General features: G+C 63.4%; 12 protein-coding genes and 1 pseudogene. 11 read left to right on the forward strand and 2 right to left on the reverse strand.

All coding sequences use genetic code 11. The annotated features are described in order from the left end of the window. Nucleotides 1–73 precede the first annotated feature (73 nt). A pseudogene (locus ACSSVC_RS22235) lies at nucleotides 74–237 on the forward strand (helix-turn-helix domain-containing protein); the annotation flags it as partial. On the opposite strand, the gene ACSSVC_RS22240 reads toward ACSSVC_RS22235, so the two are convergent. Together ACSSVC_RS22240 and ACSSVC_RS22245 are read right to left on the reverse strand one after the other, a co-directional pair. Then, nucleotides 236–700: a GNAT family N-acetyltransferase gene (locus ACSSVC_RS22240; protein ID WP_446439609.1), complete on the reverse strand. Its 465-nt coding sequence runs from the start codon at nucleotides 698–700 to the stop codon at nucleotides 236–238. The pseudogene ACSSVC_RS22235 and the gene ACSSVC_RS22240 overlap by 2 nt on opposite strands. After that, complete coding sequence (locus ACSSVC_RS22245; protein WP_446439610.1) at nucleotides 700–1,455, reverse strand: carbon-nitrogen hydrolase family protein; 756 nt, start codon at nucleotides 1,453–1,455, stop codon at nucleotides 700–702. Before ACSSVC_RS22245 ends, ACSSVC_RS22240 begins: the two co-directional genes overlap by 1 nt. A 638-nt stretch (nucleotides 1,456–2,093) precedes the next feature. Between ACSSVC_RS22245 and ACSSVC_RS22250 the strand changes: the two genes are divergently transcribed. The 10 genes from ACSSVC_RS22250 (at nucleotide 2,094) to ACSSVC_RS22295 (ending at nucleotide 15,482) form a co-directional block, all read left to right on the forward strand. Further along, entirely contained in the window at nucleotides 2,094–3,185 is a 1,092-nt protein-coding gene (locus ACSSVC_RS22250; RefSeq protein WP_492611383.1) for a 3-deoxy-7-phosphoheptulonate synthase, read from the forward strand. Between the two features lie 205 nt (nucleotides 3,186–3,390). After that, nucleotides 3,391–3,672, forward strand: a complete 282-nt coding sequence (locus tag ACSSVC_RS22255; RefSeq protein WP_007924449.1) for a peptidylprolyl isomerase — start codon at nucleotides 3,391–3,393, stop codon at nucleotides 3,670–3,672. A 131-nt stretch (nucleotides 3,673–3,803) separates the two neighbouring features. Next, the gene (locus tag ACSSVC_RS22260; RefSeq protein WP_492611384.1) at nucleotides 3,804–5,666 is read left to right on the forward strand and encodes an extracellular solute-binding protein; all 1,863 of its coding nucleotides are present in this window, start codon (nucleotides 3,804–3,806) and stop codon (nucleotides 5,664–5,666) included. After that, nucleotides 5,666–6,730, forward strand: a complete 1,065-nt coding sequence (locus ACSSVC_RS22265; protein ID WP_102864941.1) for a microcin C ABC transporter permease YejB — start codon at nucleotides 5,666–5,668, stop codon at nucleotides 6,728–6,730. Before ACSSVC_RS22260 ends, ACSSVC_RS22265 begins: the two co-directional genes overlap by 1 nt. Next, nucleotides 6,730–7,752: an ABC transporter permease gene (locus ACSSVC_RS22270; protein WP_346636239.1), complete on the forward strand. Its 1,023-nt coding sequence runs from the start codon at nucleotides 6,730–6,732 to the stop codon at nucleotides 7,750–7,752. The genes ACSSVC_RS22265 and ACSSVC_RS22270 overlap by 1 nt, the downstream gene beginning before the upstream one ends. Nucleotides 7,753–7,766: 14 nt before the next feature. Further along, complete coding sequence (locus ACSSVC_RS22275) at nucleotides 7,767–9,341, forward strand: ABC transporter ATP-binding protein (RefSeq protein WP_492611385.1); 1,575 nt, start codon at nucleotides 7,767–7,769, stop codon at nucleotides 9,339–9,341. A gap of 184 nt (nucleotides 9,342–9,525) precedes the next feature. Beyond that, complete coding sequence (locus ACSSVC_RS22280) at nucleotides 9,526–10,944, forward strand: sigma-54 interaction domain-containing protein (RefSeq protein WP_404937158.1); 1,419 nt, start codon at nucleotides 9,526–9,528, stop codon at nucleotides 10,942–10,944. Between the two features lie 286 nt (nucleotides 10,945–11,230). After that, nucleotides 11,231–12,622: a GntP family permease gene (locus ACSSVC_RS22285; RefSeq protein WP_346636236.1), complete on the forward strand. Its 1,392-nt coding sequence runs from the start codon at nucleotides 11,231–11,233 to the stop codon at nucleotides 12,620–12,622. Between the two features lie 7 nt (nucleotides 12,623–12,629). Next, nucleotides 12,630–13,403 carry a 3-hydroxybutyrate dehydrogenase gene (gene hbdH / locus ACSSVC_RS22290; protein ID WP_404937159.1) on the forward strand — a complete coding sequence of 258 codons (774 nt, stop codon included), beginning with the start codon at nucleotides 12,630–12,632 and terminating at the stop codon, nucleotides 13,401–13,403. Between the two features lie 123 nt (nucleotides 13,404–13,526). Continuing rightward, nucleotides 13,527–15,482 (forward strand): acetoacetate--CoA ligase, encoded by a 1,956-nt coding sequence (locus tag ACSSVC_RS22295; protein ID WP_404937160.1) that lies wholly within the window; start codon nucleotides 13,527–13,529, stop codon nucleotides 15,480–15,482. Nucleotides 15,483–15,768: the final 286 nt, after the last annotated feature.

Consider the following 15,768-nt stretch of genomic DNA (forward strand, 5'->3'; position numbering starts at 1 on the left):
CCTGATCAGGCGACAGATTACCTTCTGATCGTCCTTGAACAGCACCCTCCAGCAATTTGAACGGCTTTGAACTATGCCCGGTATCCACATTGCCGCACAAGCCAAGCCTGACCGAACGATCAAGGTCAATCGGTTCAACAGTTTTCCCACGAGCACAGACTCGATCCTGTGCCCACCGATCAACCACTGGCAGGCCGCAAGAACGGCAAACGGGGTAAAGCCCACAAGGTTGCGCTCAATTGCCGCAGGAGCCTGCCTCAGTATCTGAGGCGCAGGAGCGCTCCATCCGCAAAAAACACTCCTCCTCCCCCACCACCTTCAACCCCATCCGCTCATATAGACGCTGTGCTGGGTTGCCTTTGAACACGGTCAGGCGCAGCAAACCCCGCCGCTCCGAGCGCGCCCTTTCCATCACCTGCAATAGAGTCCAGGCTCCGGCGCCCTGCCCCCGCCACGCCTCAAGTACATGCAACTCACGGATGTAGACGGCGCGCAGGTCCCGGCTCAGGCTAACAAACCCCAATACCCGGGCTCCCGAGCAAATCAAAAGATTCTCACGACCGGCCCAAGCTACATCAAACGCTTCATCAAGCCACAGCAGATCATTGCGGATGTAATAACGCAGCATTGTGGAACGAGTCAGATCCCGGGCGAAGGCCAAATCCGCCTCAGCCGCCGGACGCAATTGAAAGGCGCTCATCAACCCGTAACCGCCCGCGCTTCGACCCGCCATTGCCGCCCATCGCGCCGGGCGATCAGCAGCGCTTCGCCGACGCCTTCCACAGCCCCCAGCAATTGCCCCTGAGTGCCCCAGATTGCGCTGCGCCCGGCACAAGACCAGCCACCGCTGGGGCCGCCATGGTTAGCCATCAGCACCAGTATCCCGTGGTCCCGGGCATACCCTTGCAGCAGAGCACTGTCGACGGCGTACCCGCCTTCACTGATCAACACCCCGGCGGCGTAGATGCCAGCACCAGCGTCCACCGCAGCCTGCACATGGCTGGCATGACAGAAATCCGCGCATACCGCCAAGGCCAGGACCTCATCCCCCAACTGCAACGGCGCGCCACCGCTACCCGGAGCAAAAACTCGCTCCTCTCCAGGGTGCAGATGCTGCTTGCTGTAAACCGCCAGCGTGCCGTCCGCCCCCAGCACCAGTGCGCCAATCAGCACCGGCCCATCGACGGACAAGCGAATCGGCATGCCCACCACCGTCGTCAGCTTCAGCTCGCGGGCCAGATCCCGCAGCGGCTGCAACTGCGGGGAATCGGGCGCCAGCGCCAGCTCAGCGGCCAACTGCGGTTCATAACCGGTCAGGGACAGTTCAGGAAACACCAGCAACTGCACCCCCTGCTGCGCTGCCAACCCCATCAAGTGCTGATGTCGAGCCAGATTCGCCGGCAAGTCTCCAGCAATGGACACCGATTGGGCGGCAGCGAGGGTCAGCACGGTCATGGAGGTTCCTTGGCAAGACAACGAGAGGCAGCGGCGAGTGTGGCATAAATCCTTTCACGGCTTAATCCAAGGCTCATTGCATCAGCCTCCATAGAAATTACTGATTGAATCGCGGCCCCGGCCTCTAGTAAGCTCGCCCCACTTCACGGAGAAACTCATGTTGTCCCAGACCCTTTCCCTGCATCGCCACACCGCCAGCGCACTGCGTTCGGTTGCGGCTGCCTGGGTCAACGGCACCACAGCTCCGGTCAACTTTTATTTTGGGTATTGGTTTAGCCACTGGCGCGCCTGATACCCAACCGGCGCCCACTTTAACGGGTCGCCTACCAGAGAAATCTCAACCCCCGGTCGGCCTCCCGACCGGGGGTTTTGTTTTTTCAGGCCCAACGTTTTTAACCACGACTTTCAGCGACACACCGAACTTACTGAGGATTGCTCCATGAACTACGCCACCTATTACCGTTACGACATGTTCTGCGCCTGGCGATTTAGCAGCCTCCGCTCGGGACAGCCTGCCGCCTCCGATCGGTCACCTACCGGTGGCAATTGCACACTTGTGGCCAGTACGGCCAATTGTCGAACACCCCAGTAGGGCCGCGCGCGGGACATCGCCCGCCGCCCGCCCAGGAAGACCGAACATGAACTCGTCCGTATCCGCTCTGCCCCTGTCCGCCCACGTCAGCGCCAACGAAACCCTGACCCAGCGCCTGCCCAGCTCTCTGGAGCTCAAACAGCAATTGCCGCTGTCTCTGGCCCTGAGCCAGCAAGTTGCCGCCCACCGCCAGGCGGTACGCGCCATTCTCGAAGGCCGCGACCAGCGCCTGCTGGTGGTAGTCGGTCCCTGCTCCATCCATGACCCGCAATCAGCCCTGGAATACGCCGCCAACCTGGCCCGCCTGGCCGAAGAAGTGAGCGACCAGATGCTCCTGGTGATGCGCGCCTACGTCGAAAAGCCCCGCACCACCGTGGGTTGGAAAGGCCTGGCCTACGATCCGGACCTGGACGGCAGCGACGACATGGCCGGCGGCCTGACCCTGTCCCGGGAACTGATGCGCGAAATGCTGCGCCTGGGCCTGCCGATTGCCACCGAATTGCTGCAACCCATGGCCGCCGGCTACTTCGATGACCTGTTGAGCTGGGTCGCCATTGGCGCGCGCACCACCGAATCGCAGATCCACCGCGAGATGGCCAGCGGCCTGGAAATGCCTGTGGGCTTCAAGAACGGCACCGACGGCGGCGTCGCCATCGCCTGTGACGCCATGCGTTCGGCCGCCCACTCCCACCGCCATTTCGGCGTCGACAGCCAGGGCCATCCGGCGATCATCCAGACCCCGGGCAACCCCGACACCCATCTGGTGCTGCGAGGCGGCCACAGCGGCCCGAACTACGACCGCCAGAGCGTGGCCCAGGTCCAGCGCGACCTGCACAAGCTGAAGATCCCGGCGCGGATCATGGTGGACTGCAGCCACGCCAACAGTGGCAAGGACCCATTGCGCCAACCGGCCGTATTCAACGACGTACTGGAACAGCGCCTGCAGGGCGACACCTCGCTGATGGGGGTGATGCTGGAAAGCCACCTGTTCGAAGGCTGCCAGCCCCTGAGCGGCCAGCTGCGCTACGGCGTATCAGTGACCGACGGCTGCCTGGGCTGGAACGCGACCGAGCAATTGCTGCGCAATGCCGCGCAACAACTGCAGCACGCACACAAGGTCGCTGCCGTTCCCGCCTGACCACGGCCCTCTGTAGGAGCTGGCTTGCCAGCGAAGACGTCCCCAAGAGCACCGCCCCCTCCAAGGAACTCTTCGCCGGCAAGCCGGCTGCTGCAATACCCGCCGCCCGCACAGGCGCCAGATGGCAACGCTTTGAAGGAACTTTGAGAAGAAATAGCCACCTGAATCCGGTAGGCTCTCAACTTTCTTGAAAGGAGCAATATCCATGGCCAAAGCCACTGCCCGTCACATCCTGGTTGCCAGCGAAGCCAAGTGCAACGAACTCAAAGCCGAGATCGAAGCCGGCGCCGACTTCGCCGAAGTCGCAAAAAAGAACTCCACCTGCCCGTCCAGCCGTGACGGCGGTAACCTGGGCTCCTTCGGTCCGGGCCAGATGGTCAAGGAATTCGACACCGTGGTGTTCAGCGCTCCGGTAAACGTGGTGCAAGGTCCGGTGAAAACCCAGTTCGGCTACCACCTGCTGGAAGTCACCAGCCGCCAGGACTGATCCCCTCGCGACTGCGTCTGCTCAACGGCCCGCCTCCTGGTGGGCCGTTGTGCATGTGAAAGCGGCTGGCCAGTCACGCGCCGCTAGCGTACAAATCGTGGTCATCGATCACCCGGCTCGTAAGGCTGACAATGCGACTGCTTTTCCCCACCGTGCTTTTCACCGCCCTGTTGCTGGGGGCCACGGGTGCCCAGGCGGCACCGCAACACGCCATGACCGTCTACGGCGAACCGGCCAAATACCCCCAGGGCTTCAGCCACTTCGACTACGTCAATCCCCAGGCCCCCAAAGGCGGGACCCTGCGCCGCTCGGCCATCGAGATCGGGCGCTTCGACCACGTGCTGCCTTATATAGACAAAGGCATCGGTGTGTCCCAGCTCGACGGCCTGGTCTATTCGCCCCTGGCCCTGCGCTCCCTGGACGAGCCGTACACCGTCTACGGTCTGGTGGCCGAAAAGATGGAGCGTGCCGAAGACGGCCTGTGGCTGCGTTTCTACCTCAACCCCAAGGCACGCTTCGCCGACGGCACTGCGATCACCGCCGAGGACGTGCGCTACAGCTACGACCTGCTGATGACCCAGGGCAGCATGCGCTACCGCACCCAATTCGAAGACGTCAAAGGCGTCACCGTGGAATCGCCACGAGTGGTGCGCTTCGACTTCAAAAGCAATGAAAACCGCACCCTGCCCCTGGATATCGCGACCCTGCCGGTGTTCCCCGAACACTGGTGGAAGAGTCGCGACTTCGCCAATGGCGGCGGCTACGAAGCCCCCCTGGGCAGTGGCCCCTATCGCGTGGCCAAAGTGGACTCGGGCAACAGCATCACCTTCGCCCGCAACCCCGACTGGTGGGGCAAGGACCTGCCGGTCAGCCGCGGTTTGTATAACTTCGACCATTTCAGCGTCGAGTACTTCGGCGACATCGACGTCGCCCGCCAGGTGCTGCGCGGCGGCGCCTACGACTACAACCGCGAGTTCTCCGCCACCGGCTACTCCATCGGCTACGACAGCCCGGCCCTGAACGACGGTCGCCTGCAAAAGGCCCACCTGGCCCAGTCGGCGCCGCAACCGGCCCAGGGCTACGTGTTCAACCTCGACCGGCCAGTGTTCAAGGACCGTCGGGTGCGCCAGGCCCTGGCCATGCTCTGGGACTTCGAATGGAGCAACCGGCAGATGATGCGCAACCTCTACATCCGCCAGCAGAGCTTCTTCTCCAACACGCCCCTGGCCGCACGCAGCCTGCCGGACGCCGAGGAGCTGAAGATCCTCGAGCCCCTGCGTGGACAGATCCCCGACGAAGTCTTCACCCAGGTGTTCGAGGCGCCGAAAACCGACGGTAGCGGCGTGATCCGCGACAAGCAACTGCAAGCCCTGGCCCTGCTGGAACAGGCCGGTTGGAAAGCCGAAGGCGACAAACTGGTCAACGCCGAAGGCGAGCCCCTGAGCTTCACCTTCCTCATCACTCAAGGCTCCATCGAGCGCCTGCTGCTGCCCTACAAGCGCAACCTGGCGCAGATCGGCATCAGCCTGAACATCCGCCGCATCGATTCCTCGCAGTACGTCAACCGCCTGATGGCCCGGGACTACGACATGATCGTCACCGGCTACCCTGTGACTACCTCGCCGGGCATGGAGCTGTACAACTACTTCGGCTCCGCGGCAGCCAACGATCCGGGTTCCAACAACTACATGGTGCTCAAGAACCCGGCAGTGGACACCCTGGTCAATGGCCTGGTGAAGGCCACCAGCCAGCCGGAGATGCTGCGCTACGCCCACGCCCTGGACCGGGTGCTGCAGTGGAACTACTACTGGATCGCCAACTACTACCCGCCGGGCACCTCCACCGTCTGGTGGAACCGCTTCGGCATCCCCAAAGTGCCGGCAAGCAACGACGAAGCCATCGAAAGCTGGTGGGAAGTCAGCAGCACGGCACTGACCGATGAACAAATGGCCGCCGAACTGATCCGCCGTGGCAAACCCGGAGGACGCCACTGATGCTGGCCTACATTCTGCGGCGCCTGCTGCTGATCATTCCGACCCTGCTGATCATCCTCCTGGTCAACTTTGTCATCGTCCAGGCGGCCCCCGGCGGCCCGGTGGAACAAGCCATCGCCCGCCTGCAAGGCATTGGTGGCGGTGGCAGCGTCGGCGGCTCCGCCGATGCCATGAGCAGCAGCGGCTCCCGAGCCAGTCGCGGGCTCGATCCCAAGCTGATCCAAGACATCGAAAAACAGTACGGCTTCGACAAGCCGGCCCATGAACGCCTGTGGCTGATGCTCAAGAACTACGCCCAGCTGGACTTCGGCAAGAGCTTCTTCCGCGGCGCCACAGTCACCGATCTGATCCTGGAAAAGATGCCGGTGACCATTTCCCTTGGCCTCTGGGCGACCCTGATCACCTACCTGGTGTCGATCCCCCTGGGGATTCGCAAAGCGGTGCACCACGGCAGCCACTTCGACATCTGGAGCAGCACCGCGATCATCATCGGCTACGCCATGCCGGCCTTTCTGTTCGCCATGTTCCTGATCGTGCTGTTTGCCGGCGGCACCTCGCTGAACTGGTTCCCGGTACGCGGGCTGGTCTCGGACAACTTCGAACAGTTGAGCACCCTGGGCAAGATCGCCGACTACTTCTGGCACCTGGTACTCCCGGTAAGCTCCCTGGTGATCGGCGGCTTCGCCACCCTGACCATCCTCACCAAGAACTCCTTCCTCAACGAGATCACCCGCCAGTACGTGGTCACCGCACGGGCCAAGGGCCTGAGCGAGCGCCGGGTGCTCTATGGCCATGTATTCCGCAACGCCATGCTGCTGGTGGTCTCGGGGATTCCCCAGGCCTTTATCAGCGTGTTCTTCGCCGGTTCCTTGCTGATCGAGGTGATCTTCTCCCTCGACGGGCTGGGGCGCATGAGCTACGAGGCGGCGGTGTCGCGAGATTACCCGGTGGTGTTCGGTTCGCTGTTCATCTTCACCCTGTTTGGCCTCTTGATAAAACTCATCGGCGACCTGTGCTACACCCTGGTCGACCCGCGTATCGACTTCGCCGCGAGGAACGCCTGATGCTCAAGCTTTCTCCCGTCGCCCGCCGACGCTTCGACCGTTTCAAGAAAAACCGCCGCGGCTGGTGGTCGCTGTGGCTGTTCATCGGCCTGTTCATCCTGACCCTGGGCGGCGAGCTGATCGCCAACGACAAACCTCTGGTGGTCAGCTACCAGGGCTCGCTGTACTTCCCGGTGTTCAAGCGCTACACCGAACAGGAGTTCGGCGGCCAGTTGCCGTTCCAGGCCGACTACCGCAGCGAATATGTACAGCAGCTGATCCGCAAGGACGGTGGCTGGCTGCTGTTCCCGCCGATCCCCTTCAGCGAGGACACCCCCAACTACGACCTGACCCGTCCGGCTCCCAGCCCACCGAGCAACGTCAACTGGCTCGGCACCGACGACCAGTCCCGGGACGTGGCGGCGCGGGTGATCTACGGTGCCCGGGTGTCGATCCTGTTCGCCCTGGCCCTGACCGCCATCAGCGCCCTGATCGGTATCGCCGCCGGTGCCCTGCAAGGCTATTACGGCGGCTGGGTCGACCTGCTGGGCCAGCGCCTGCTGGAAGTCTGGTCCGGGCTGCCGGTGCTCTACCTGCTGATCATCCTCTCGGGGTTCGTCGAGCCGAACTTCTGGTGGCTGCTGGGAATCATGGCGCTGTTTTCCTGGCTGGCGCTGGTGGACGTGGTGCGTGCCGAGTTCCTTCGCGGGCGCAACCTGGAATACGTCAAGGCCGCCCGGGCCCTGGGCCTGACAGACCGCAAGGTGATCCTACGGCACATCCTGCCCAATGCCATGAACGCCACCCTGAGCTACCTGCCCTTCATCCTCACCGGCGCCATCTCGACCCTCACTGCCCTGGACTTCCTCGGCTTCGGCATGCCCGCCGGTAGCGCCTCTCTCGGCGAGCTGATCGGCCAGGGCAAGCAGAACCTGCAGGCACCGTGGCTGGGGCTGACGGCGTTTTTCACCCTGGCATTGATCCTCTCGCTGCTGGTGTTTATCGGCGAGGCGTTGCGCGATGCCTTTGATCCACGATCTTGAAGCGGATTGTAGAAATGACTGAAAACCTGATCGAAATCCGCCAGCTCAACGTCGCCTTCGGCGAGCAGACTGTGGTTCGCGACCTGAGCCTGGACATCCGCCCCGGCGAATGCCTGGCCCTGGTGGGCGAGTCCGGTTCGGGCAAGTCGGTGACCGCCCACTCGATCCTGCAACTGCTGCCGCAGACCGGCTGCAGCAGCTCCGGCAGCGTGCGCTACCGCGGCCAGGAGCTGAACGGCGCCACGGCTGCGACCCTGCAAAAACTGCGGGGCAACCGCATCGCCATGATCTTCCAGGAGCCCATGACCTCCCTCAACCCGCTGCACAGCATCGAGAAGCAGATCGGCGAAACCCTGCTGCTGCATCGCGGCCTGGGGGGCAAGGAGGCCCAGGCGCGAATTCTCGAACTGCTGGAACTGGTGGGCATCCAGAAACCCAAGGAGCGACTCAAGGCCTACCCCCACCAGCTTTCCGGCGGCCAGCGCCAGCGGGTGATGATCGCCATGGCCCTGGCCTGCGAACCGGAGCTGCTGATTGCCGACGAACCCACCACCGCCCTCGATGTCACCGTGCAGCGCAAGATCCTGCTGCTGCTCAAATCCCTGCAACAGCGCCTGGGCATGTCCCTGCTGCTGATCAGCCACGACCTCAACCTGGTACGGCGCATCGCCCAGCGGGTGTGTGTGATGAAGGCTGGAGAAGTCGTCGAACAGGCCGACTGCGAAACCCTGTTCAACGCACCGCAACATCCCTACAGCTGTGAGCTGCTGCATGCCGAGCCCGAGGGCGAACCGCTGTGTCGCGACACCCGGGAAACCGTGCTGGAGGTGAATAATCTCAGCGTCGAATTCCAGATAGGCGGCGGCCTGTTCCGGCACAAGGAATTCCTGCGGGCGGTGGACGGCATCAGCCTCAGCGTGCAGCAAGGCAAGACCCTGGGGATTGTCGGCGAATCCGGCTCGGGCAAATCCACCCTCGGCCAGGCAATCCTGCGGCTGCTGGATTCCCAGGGCGGCATCCGCTTCCAGGGCCAGGCCCTGGATGGCCTCAACCAGAAGCAACTGCGCCCCTGGCGCAAGCAGATGCAGGTGGTATTCCAGGACCCTTTCGGCAGCCTCAGCCCGCGCATGTCGGTGGCGCAGATCATCAGCGAAGGCCTGGAAGTCCACAGCCAGTACGACGCCCGTCAGTGCGACGTACAAGTGATCCGCGCCCTGGAGGAAGTGGGCCTCGACCCCGACAGCCGCCACCGTTACCCCCACGAGTTTTCCGGTGGCCAGCGCCAGCGCATCGCCATCGCCCGAGCCCTGGTCCTGAAACCGGCGCTGATCCTGCTGGACGAACCGACCTCGGCCCTGGACCGCACCGTACAGAAACAAGTGGTAGCCCTGCTGCGCCAACTGCAGGAAAAGTACGGCCTGACCTACCTGTTCATCAGCCATGACCTGGCGGTGGTGCGAGCCCTGGCCCACGACATGATCGTGATCAAGGACGGCAAGGTGGTTGAGCGCGGCACCAGCCACGACGTATTCGAAACCCCACAGCATCCCTACACCCAGGAACTGCTTGCCGCCGCCCATCCCGGCTGACCCAAGGGCCCCTTCGCCGGCAAGCCGGCTCCTACACGGGCGAACACATTCACCGCCACCGTAGGAGCTGGCTTGCCAGCGAAGACGCCCGCAAGATCACCGCCCCACCCAAAGGCCACTTCGCCGGCAAGCCGGCTCCTACAAATCGGGCATAATCCCTGGCGCCCATTTTCAGGATGCCGCCATGAACGACAGCGAAAGCCTCAAGGATTACCAGCGTGTACGCCAACTGGCGATCCGTTCGCTGTTCGAGATCATCGAGCAGTCCAGTGAAGGCACGGTGATCGTCGATCGCGACGCTAATATCGTCTGGATGAACGAGCGCTACGCAAGGCGCTTCGGCCTGGAATCCGCCGCCTTCGCCATCGGCAAGCCCTGCGAAAGCGTGATCCCCGGCAGCCTGTTGCGAGAAGTGGTACGCACCGGTCGCCCGATCCTGCTGGACATGCAGGACACCCCCAAGGAGCCCCTGGTGGTGATGCGCCTGCCAATCCACGACGCCGCCGGCACAGTGATCGGCGCCATCGGCTTCGCCCTGTTCGACGAACTGCGCAGCCTGTCCCCCATGCTCAAGCGCTACCTGAGCATGCAGGAAGAGCTGGCCTCCACCCGTTCCTTGTTGCGGGCCCGGCAGACCAAATACAACTTCGCCCATTTCATCGGCACCAGCGCCGCCAGCCTGGAAGTCAAACGCCGGGCTCGGCGCAGCGCCAGCGCCGAATCCCCGGTGCTGCTGCAAGGCGAGACCGGCACCGGCAAGGAGCTGCTGGCCCAGGCCATCCACGCCGCCTCGCCCCGGGCCCACAAGCCCTTTGTCAGCATCAACAGCGCCGCGATTCCCGAGGCCCTGCTGGAAGCCGAGTTCTTCGGCACCGCCCCCGGCGCCTTCACCGGTGCCGACCGCAAAGGCCGCGCCGGCAAGTTGCAGATCGCCCAGGGCGGCACCCTGTTCCTCGATGAAATCGGCGACATGCCCCTGCCTCTGCAAAGCAAGTTGCTGCGAGTGCTGCAGGAAAAAGAGTTCGAACCGGTGGGCTCCAACGAAGTGATCCACAGCGACGTGCGGGTGATCGCCGCCACCTCCACCGACCTTGAAGCCGCGATCAAGCGCGGCGAGTTTCGTGCAGACCTGTATTACCGGCTGAACGTGCTGCCGATTCAGGTGCCGGCTTTGCGCGAGCGCCTTGACGACCTGCCGGCCCTGAGCGAGGGGATACTCGAAGAACTGCGCAGCCAGCATGAGCTGGATCGAGAAGCCCTGGACCTGCTGGCGCAACATGCCTGGCCGGGGAATATCCGCGAACTGCGCAACGTACTGGAGCGCGCGGCACTGCTCAGCGATGACCTGATGCTCAATGCCGCGGACATTCGTGCGGCCATCGGCAGTTTCAGCCCGGTGCAGCGCAATGCAGCGGCGATGCCGGCCGAGTCGGCGGACCAGGAAACCTTCGCCGCGGCCCGGGAGCGATTCGATCGGCAATTGATCAGCACCACCCTGGCCCAATGTGCCGGCAAGGTGGATGAAGCGGCCCGACGCCTGGGGCTGGGGCGCTCCACGCTGTACAAGAAGATGGCGGCCTTGGGGATTGCCGAGTCTCCATAGCGAGACATCAATCTCCATTTGGAGAACTGGCCGGGCACGCTGCGCGCTTTTCGCTGGCAAGCCAGCCCCTACGGCGGGCTGAGCGATCTCCGTAGGAGCTGGCTTACCAGCGAAGAGGCCGGCCAATCCAAAAAAGTCTCAAAACAGAGACAATCAACTCCAGCGCGCCTCCGGAAAAATTAAAATACCCATATATTTCAAAAGCTTACGCATCTGGCACAGTTCTCGCTATAAGCCTCTCCACACGCAACACCCGACAACAATAACAATCCTGGAGAGACACACCATGAGTGTGATCATTGCCTTGGCAGCCCTGGCGCTGCTGATGCTGGCTGCCTACCGTGGCTACAGCGTTATCCTCTTTGCCCCCATCGCCGCCCTCGGCGCGGTCCTGCTCACCGATCCCTCCGCCGTTGCGCCCGCCTTTACCGGGGTGTTCATGGAGAAGATGGTCGGCTTCATCAAACTGTATTTCCCGGTATTCCTGCTGGGCGCGGTGTTCGGCAAGCTGATCGAGCTGTCGGGCTTTTCCCGCTCCATCGTCGCCGCGGCCATCCGCCTGCTGGGCACCCGCCAGGCGATGCTGGTGATCGTTTTGGTCTGCGCCCTGCTGACCTACGGCGGGGTTTCGCTGTTCGTGGTGGTGTTCGCGGTCTACCCGTTCGCTGCCGAGATGTTCCGCCAGAGCAATATCCCCAAGCGCCTGATCCCGGCCACCATCGCCCTGGGTGCATTCTCCTTCACCATGGATGCACTACCCGGCACCCCACAGATCCAGAACATCATCCCCAGCACCTTCTTCAATACCACCGCCTGGGCAGCGCCCTGGCTGGGCGTGATCGGCACCATTTTCGTGTTCTGCGCCGGCATGCTGTTCCTCCAGCGTCAGCGCAACAAGGCGCAAAAGGCCGGTGAAGGCTATGGCACCGAGCTGCGCAATGAGCCAGAAACCGCCGAAGACCTGAAGCTGCCCAACCCCTGGCTGGCACTGTCGCCGCTGCTGCTGGTGGGCATCATGAACCTGCTGTTCACCCATTGGATTCCCCAGTGGTACGGCAAGACCCACAGCCTCAGCCTGCCCGGCATGGCAACACCGGTAACCAGTGAAATCGCCAAGCTCACCGCCATCTGGGCAGTGCAGGCCGCCTTGCTGGTGGGCATCCTGATGGTGCTGGTATTCGGCTTCTCGGCCATTCGCAGCAAGCTCGCCGAAGGCAGCAAAAGCGCGGTCAGCGGCGCCTTGCTGGCCGCCATGAACACCGCCTCGGAATACGGTTTCGGTGCGGTGATCGCCTCCCTGCCAGGTTTTCTGGTGCTGGCGGACTGGCTGAAAAGCATCCCCAACCCGCTGGTCAACGAAGCCATTACCGTGACCCTGCTGGCGGGCATCACCGGCTCGGCCTCGGGGGGCATGAGCATCGCCCTGGCGGCCATGTCCGAGAGCTTCATCAGCGCCGCCCACGCCGCCAACATTCCCCTGGAAGTGCTGCACCGGGTGGCCGCCATGGCCAGCGGCGGCATGGACACCCTGCCCCACAACGGCGCAGTGATCACCCTGCTGGCAGTCACCGGGCTGACCCACCGCGAAGCCTACAAGGACATTTTCTGCATTACCCTGATCAAGACCCTGGCGGTCTTCGTCGTCATCGCCACTTTCTACGCCACCGGCATTGTGTGAGGTATTCATGAGCACTCTTTCTGGCAAGACCGCCCTGGTCACCGGGTCCACCAGCGGCATCGGCCTGGGGATCGCCCTGGTCCTGGCCAAGGCCGGGGCCAAGCTGATTCTCAACGGTTTTGGCGACGCCTCGAAGGCAATCGCCGAGGTCGGGCAATTCGGCGGCCAGGTCGGCCATCACCCGGCCGACGTCAGCGACCCGGCGCAGATCGCCGAGCTGTTCGCCTACGCCGAACGGGAGTTTGGCGGCGTCGACATCCTGGTGAACAACGCCGGCATCCAGCACGTGGCGGCGGTGGAGGAATTCCCCGTGGAGCGCTGGGATTCGATCATCGCCATCAACCTGTCCTCGGTGTTCCACAGCACCCGCCTGGGGTTGCCGGGAATGCGTGCCAAGGGCTGGGGGCGCATCGTCAACATCGCCTCGGTGCACGGCCAGGTAGGCTCGGTGGGCAAGGCCGCCTACGTCGCGGCCAAACACGGGGTGATCGGTTTGACCAAGGTGGTGGGTCTGGAAACCGCTACCAGCAATGTCACCTGTAATGCTATCTGCCCGGGCTGGGTACTGACCCCGCTGGTACAGAAGCAGATCGACGACCGGGTCGCAGCGGGCACTGATCCGCAACAGGCCCAGCATGACCTGCTGGCGGAAAAGCAACCGTCCCTGGCGTTCGTCACCCCGGCGCAACTGGGGGAACTGGTGCTATTTTTGTGCAGCGAAGCCGGCTCCCAGGTGCGTGGTGCGGCGTGGAATATCGATGGCGGGTGGTTGGCGCAATAAGGCGACACGCTGGCTGAGATCTTCGCCGGCAAGCCGGCTCCTACACGGATGTGGCGGTCCCTGTAGAGCTGGCTTGCCAGCCAACAGCCCCCCCAAAAAAACAATAAGAACACGAGGCCTTGCATGTCCGAAATACTCTGGCAACCCAGCGCCGAGCGCATCGGCAAGACGCGGATGGATGCCTTTCGCCGCTTCGTCAATCAGCGCCACGGGCTGAATCTTCACGACTACCCCGCCCTGCACCAGTGGAGCATCGAGCAGCGAGAAAGCTTCTGGCAGGCCATCGTCGACTTCTTCGACGTCAGCTTTCGGCAACCGGCTGAAGCGGTGCTCCGCGAAGGCCCGCAGATGCCCAGTGCCCAATGGTTTCCAGGAGCCACGCTGAACTTCGCCGAGCACCTGCTCAAGCGCCGGGACGACGCTGTGGCGGTGGTGGCCATCAACGAGAACGGCCAGCGTGAACAATTGACCTACGCCGAACTGGCCGCTCAGGTGGCCGGCCTGCAACGCAGCCTGCGGGACGCCGGAGTCGGCCTCGGCGACCGGGTTGCCGCCTGCATGCCCAACACCTGGCAGACCCTGGTAGGCATGCTGGCCAGCACCAGCCTCGGTGCGGTGTGGTCCAGCTCCTCGCCGGACTTCGGCACCCAGGGAGTGATCGATCGCTTCGGCCAGATCGAACCCAAGGTGCTGATCACCTGCGCCGGTTATCGCTACGCCGGCAAGGACATCGACCAGACCGCCAAGATCAACGAGATTCTTGAGCGCCTGCCGTCCCTGGAACAGTTGCTCATCGTGCCTTATGCCCGCCCGCAAGCCCGGGTCGACGACTACCGTACCCCAGCCCGGGTCAGCCTCTGGGACGACTTCTATCAGCTCGGCGGCGAACCCGAATTCGTTCCGGTGCCCTTCGCCCATCCGCTGTACATCCTCTACTCCAGCGGTACCACCGGGGTGCCCAAATGCATCGTCCACGGCACCGGCGGGGTGCTGGTGCAGCACCTCAAGGAACACGGCCTGCACGCCGATCTGGGGCCTGGCGAGCGACTGTTCTACTACACCACCTGTGGCTGGATGATGTGGAACTGGCTGGTCTCGGCCCTGGCCACCGGTGCCAGCCTGGTGCTCTACGACGGATCGCCCTTCCATCCCTCCAACGAACACCTGATCGACCTGATCGATAGCGAAGGCATCAGCGTCTTCGGCACCAGCCCCAAATACCTGGCGGCCCTGGAAAAGGCCGGCAGCCGGCCGCGCCAGAGCCACTCGCTGGACCGCCTCAAGACCCTGCTCTGCACTGGCTCGCCGCTGTCGCCACAGAGCTACGACTACGTGTACCGCGAGATCAAAGGCGACCTGTGCCTGGCCTCCATGTCCGGCGGCACCGACATCGTCGCCTGCTTTGTCGCCGGCAACCCGGTGCAAGCGGTGCGCCGCGGCGAGATGCAGGGCAAGAGCCTGGGCATGGCCATCGAAGTGTGGAACGACCAGGGCCAGCCGGTGACCGGCGAGAAAGGCGAACTGGTGTGCACCCGGCACTTTCCAAGTATTCCCGTCGGCCTGTGGCACGACCCGGACCAGAGCAGACTGCGGGCTTCGTACTTCAGCCTGTTTCCCGGGGTCTGGGCCCAGGGCGACTACGCCGAACAACTGCCCCATGGCGGCTGGCTGATTCACGGACGCTCGGATGCGGTGCTCAACCCGGGTGGAGTGCGGATCGGCACCGCGGAAATCTACCGCCAGGTGGAGAAGCTGGAGCAGGTGCTGGAAAGCCTGGCCATCGGCCAGAGCTGGGAACATGACGTGCGCGTGGTGCTGTTCGTGCGCCTGCAAGATGGCGTGGTGCTGGATGACGGGCTGCAGGAGCGGATTCGTCAGGTGATCCGCAGCAACACCACGCCGCGCCATGTACCGGCGAAAATCCTCGCAGTGACCGACATTCCCCGGACCATCAGCGGCAAGATCGTTGAGCTGGCGGTGCGCAATGTGGTGCACGGCCTGCCGGTGAAGAATACCGACGCCCTGGCCAACCCCGAGGCCCTGGAGCAGTTTCGCGACCGCGAGGAACTGCGCAGCTGACCCCGCCCCCTTGTAGAAGCCGGCTTGCCGGCGAAGACGTCGTCCAGGTCGGTGCACCAGGCAAGGGCCTCTTCGCTGGCCAGCCAGCTCCTACGGGCAAAGCCTCAGCAGACGCCACGGTGATAACCGTTCAGCCTCTCTAGACTGGTCATCTGCCGCAAAAGCAGGTGAAAATAACCCCGCCCGAAACACCTACAATCCATCCGTTTGAATATGCACCGCATGTCCATGCGACTTTTCGAGTGAACGAGCCTGACGCCTCGCCGCGCACGACTGCTCCACCCAG

Source organism: Pseudomonas sp. E1BtOHC1 (genome assembly GCF_058744285.1).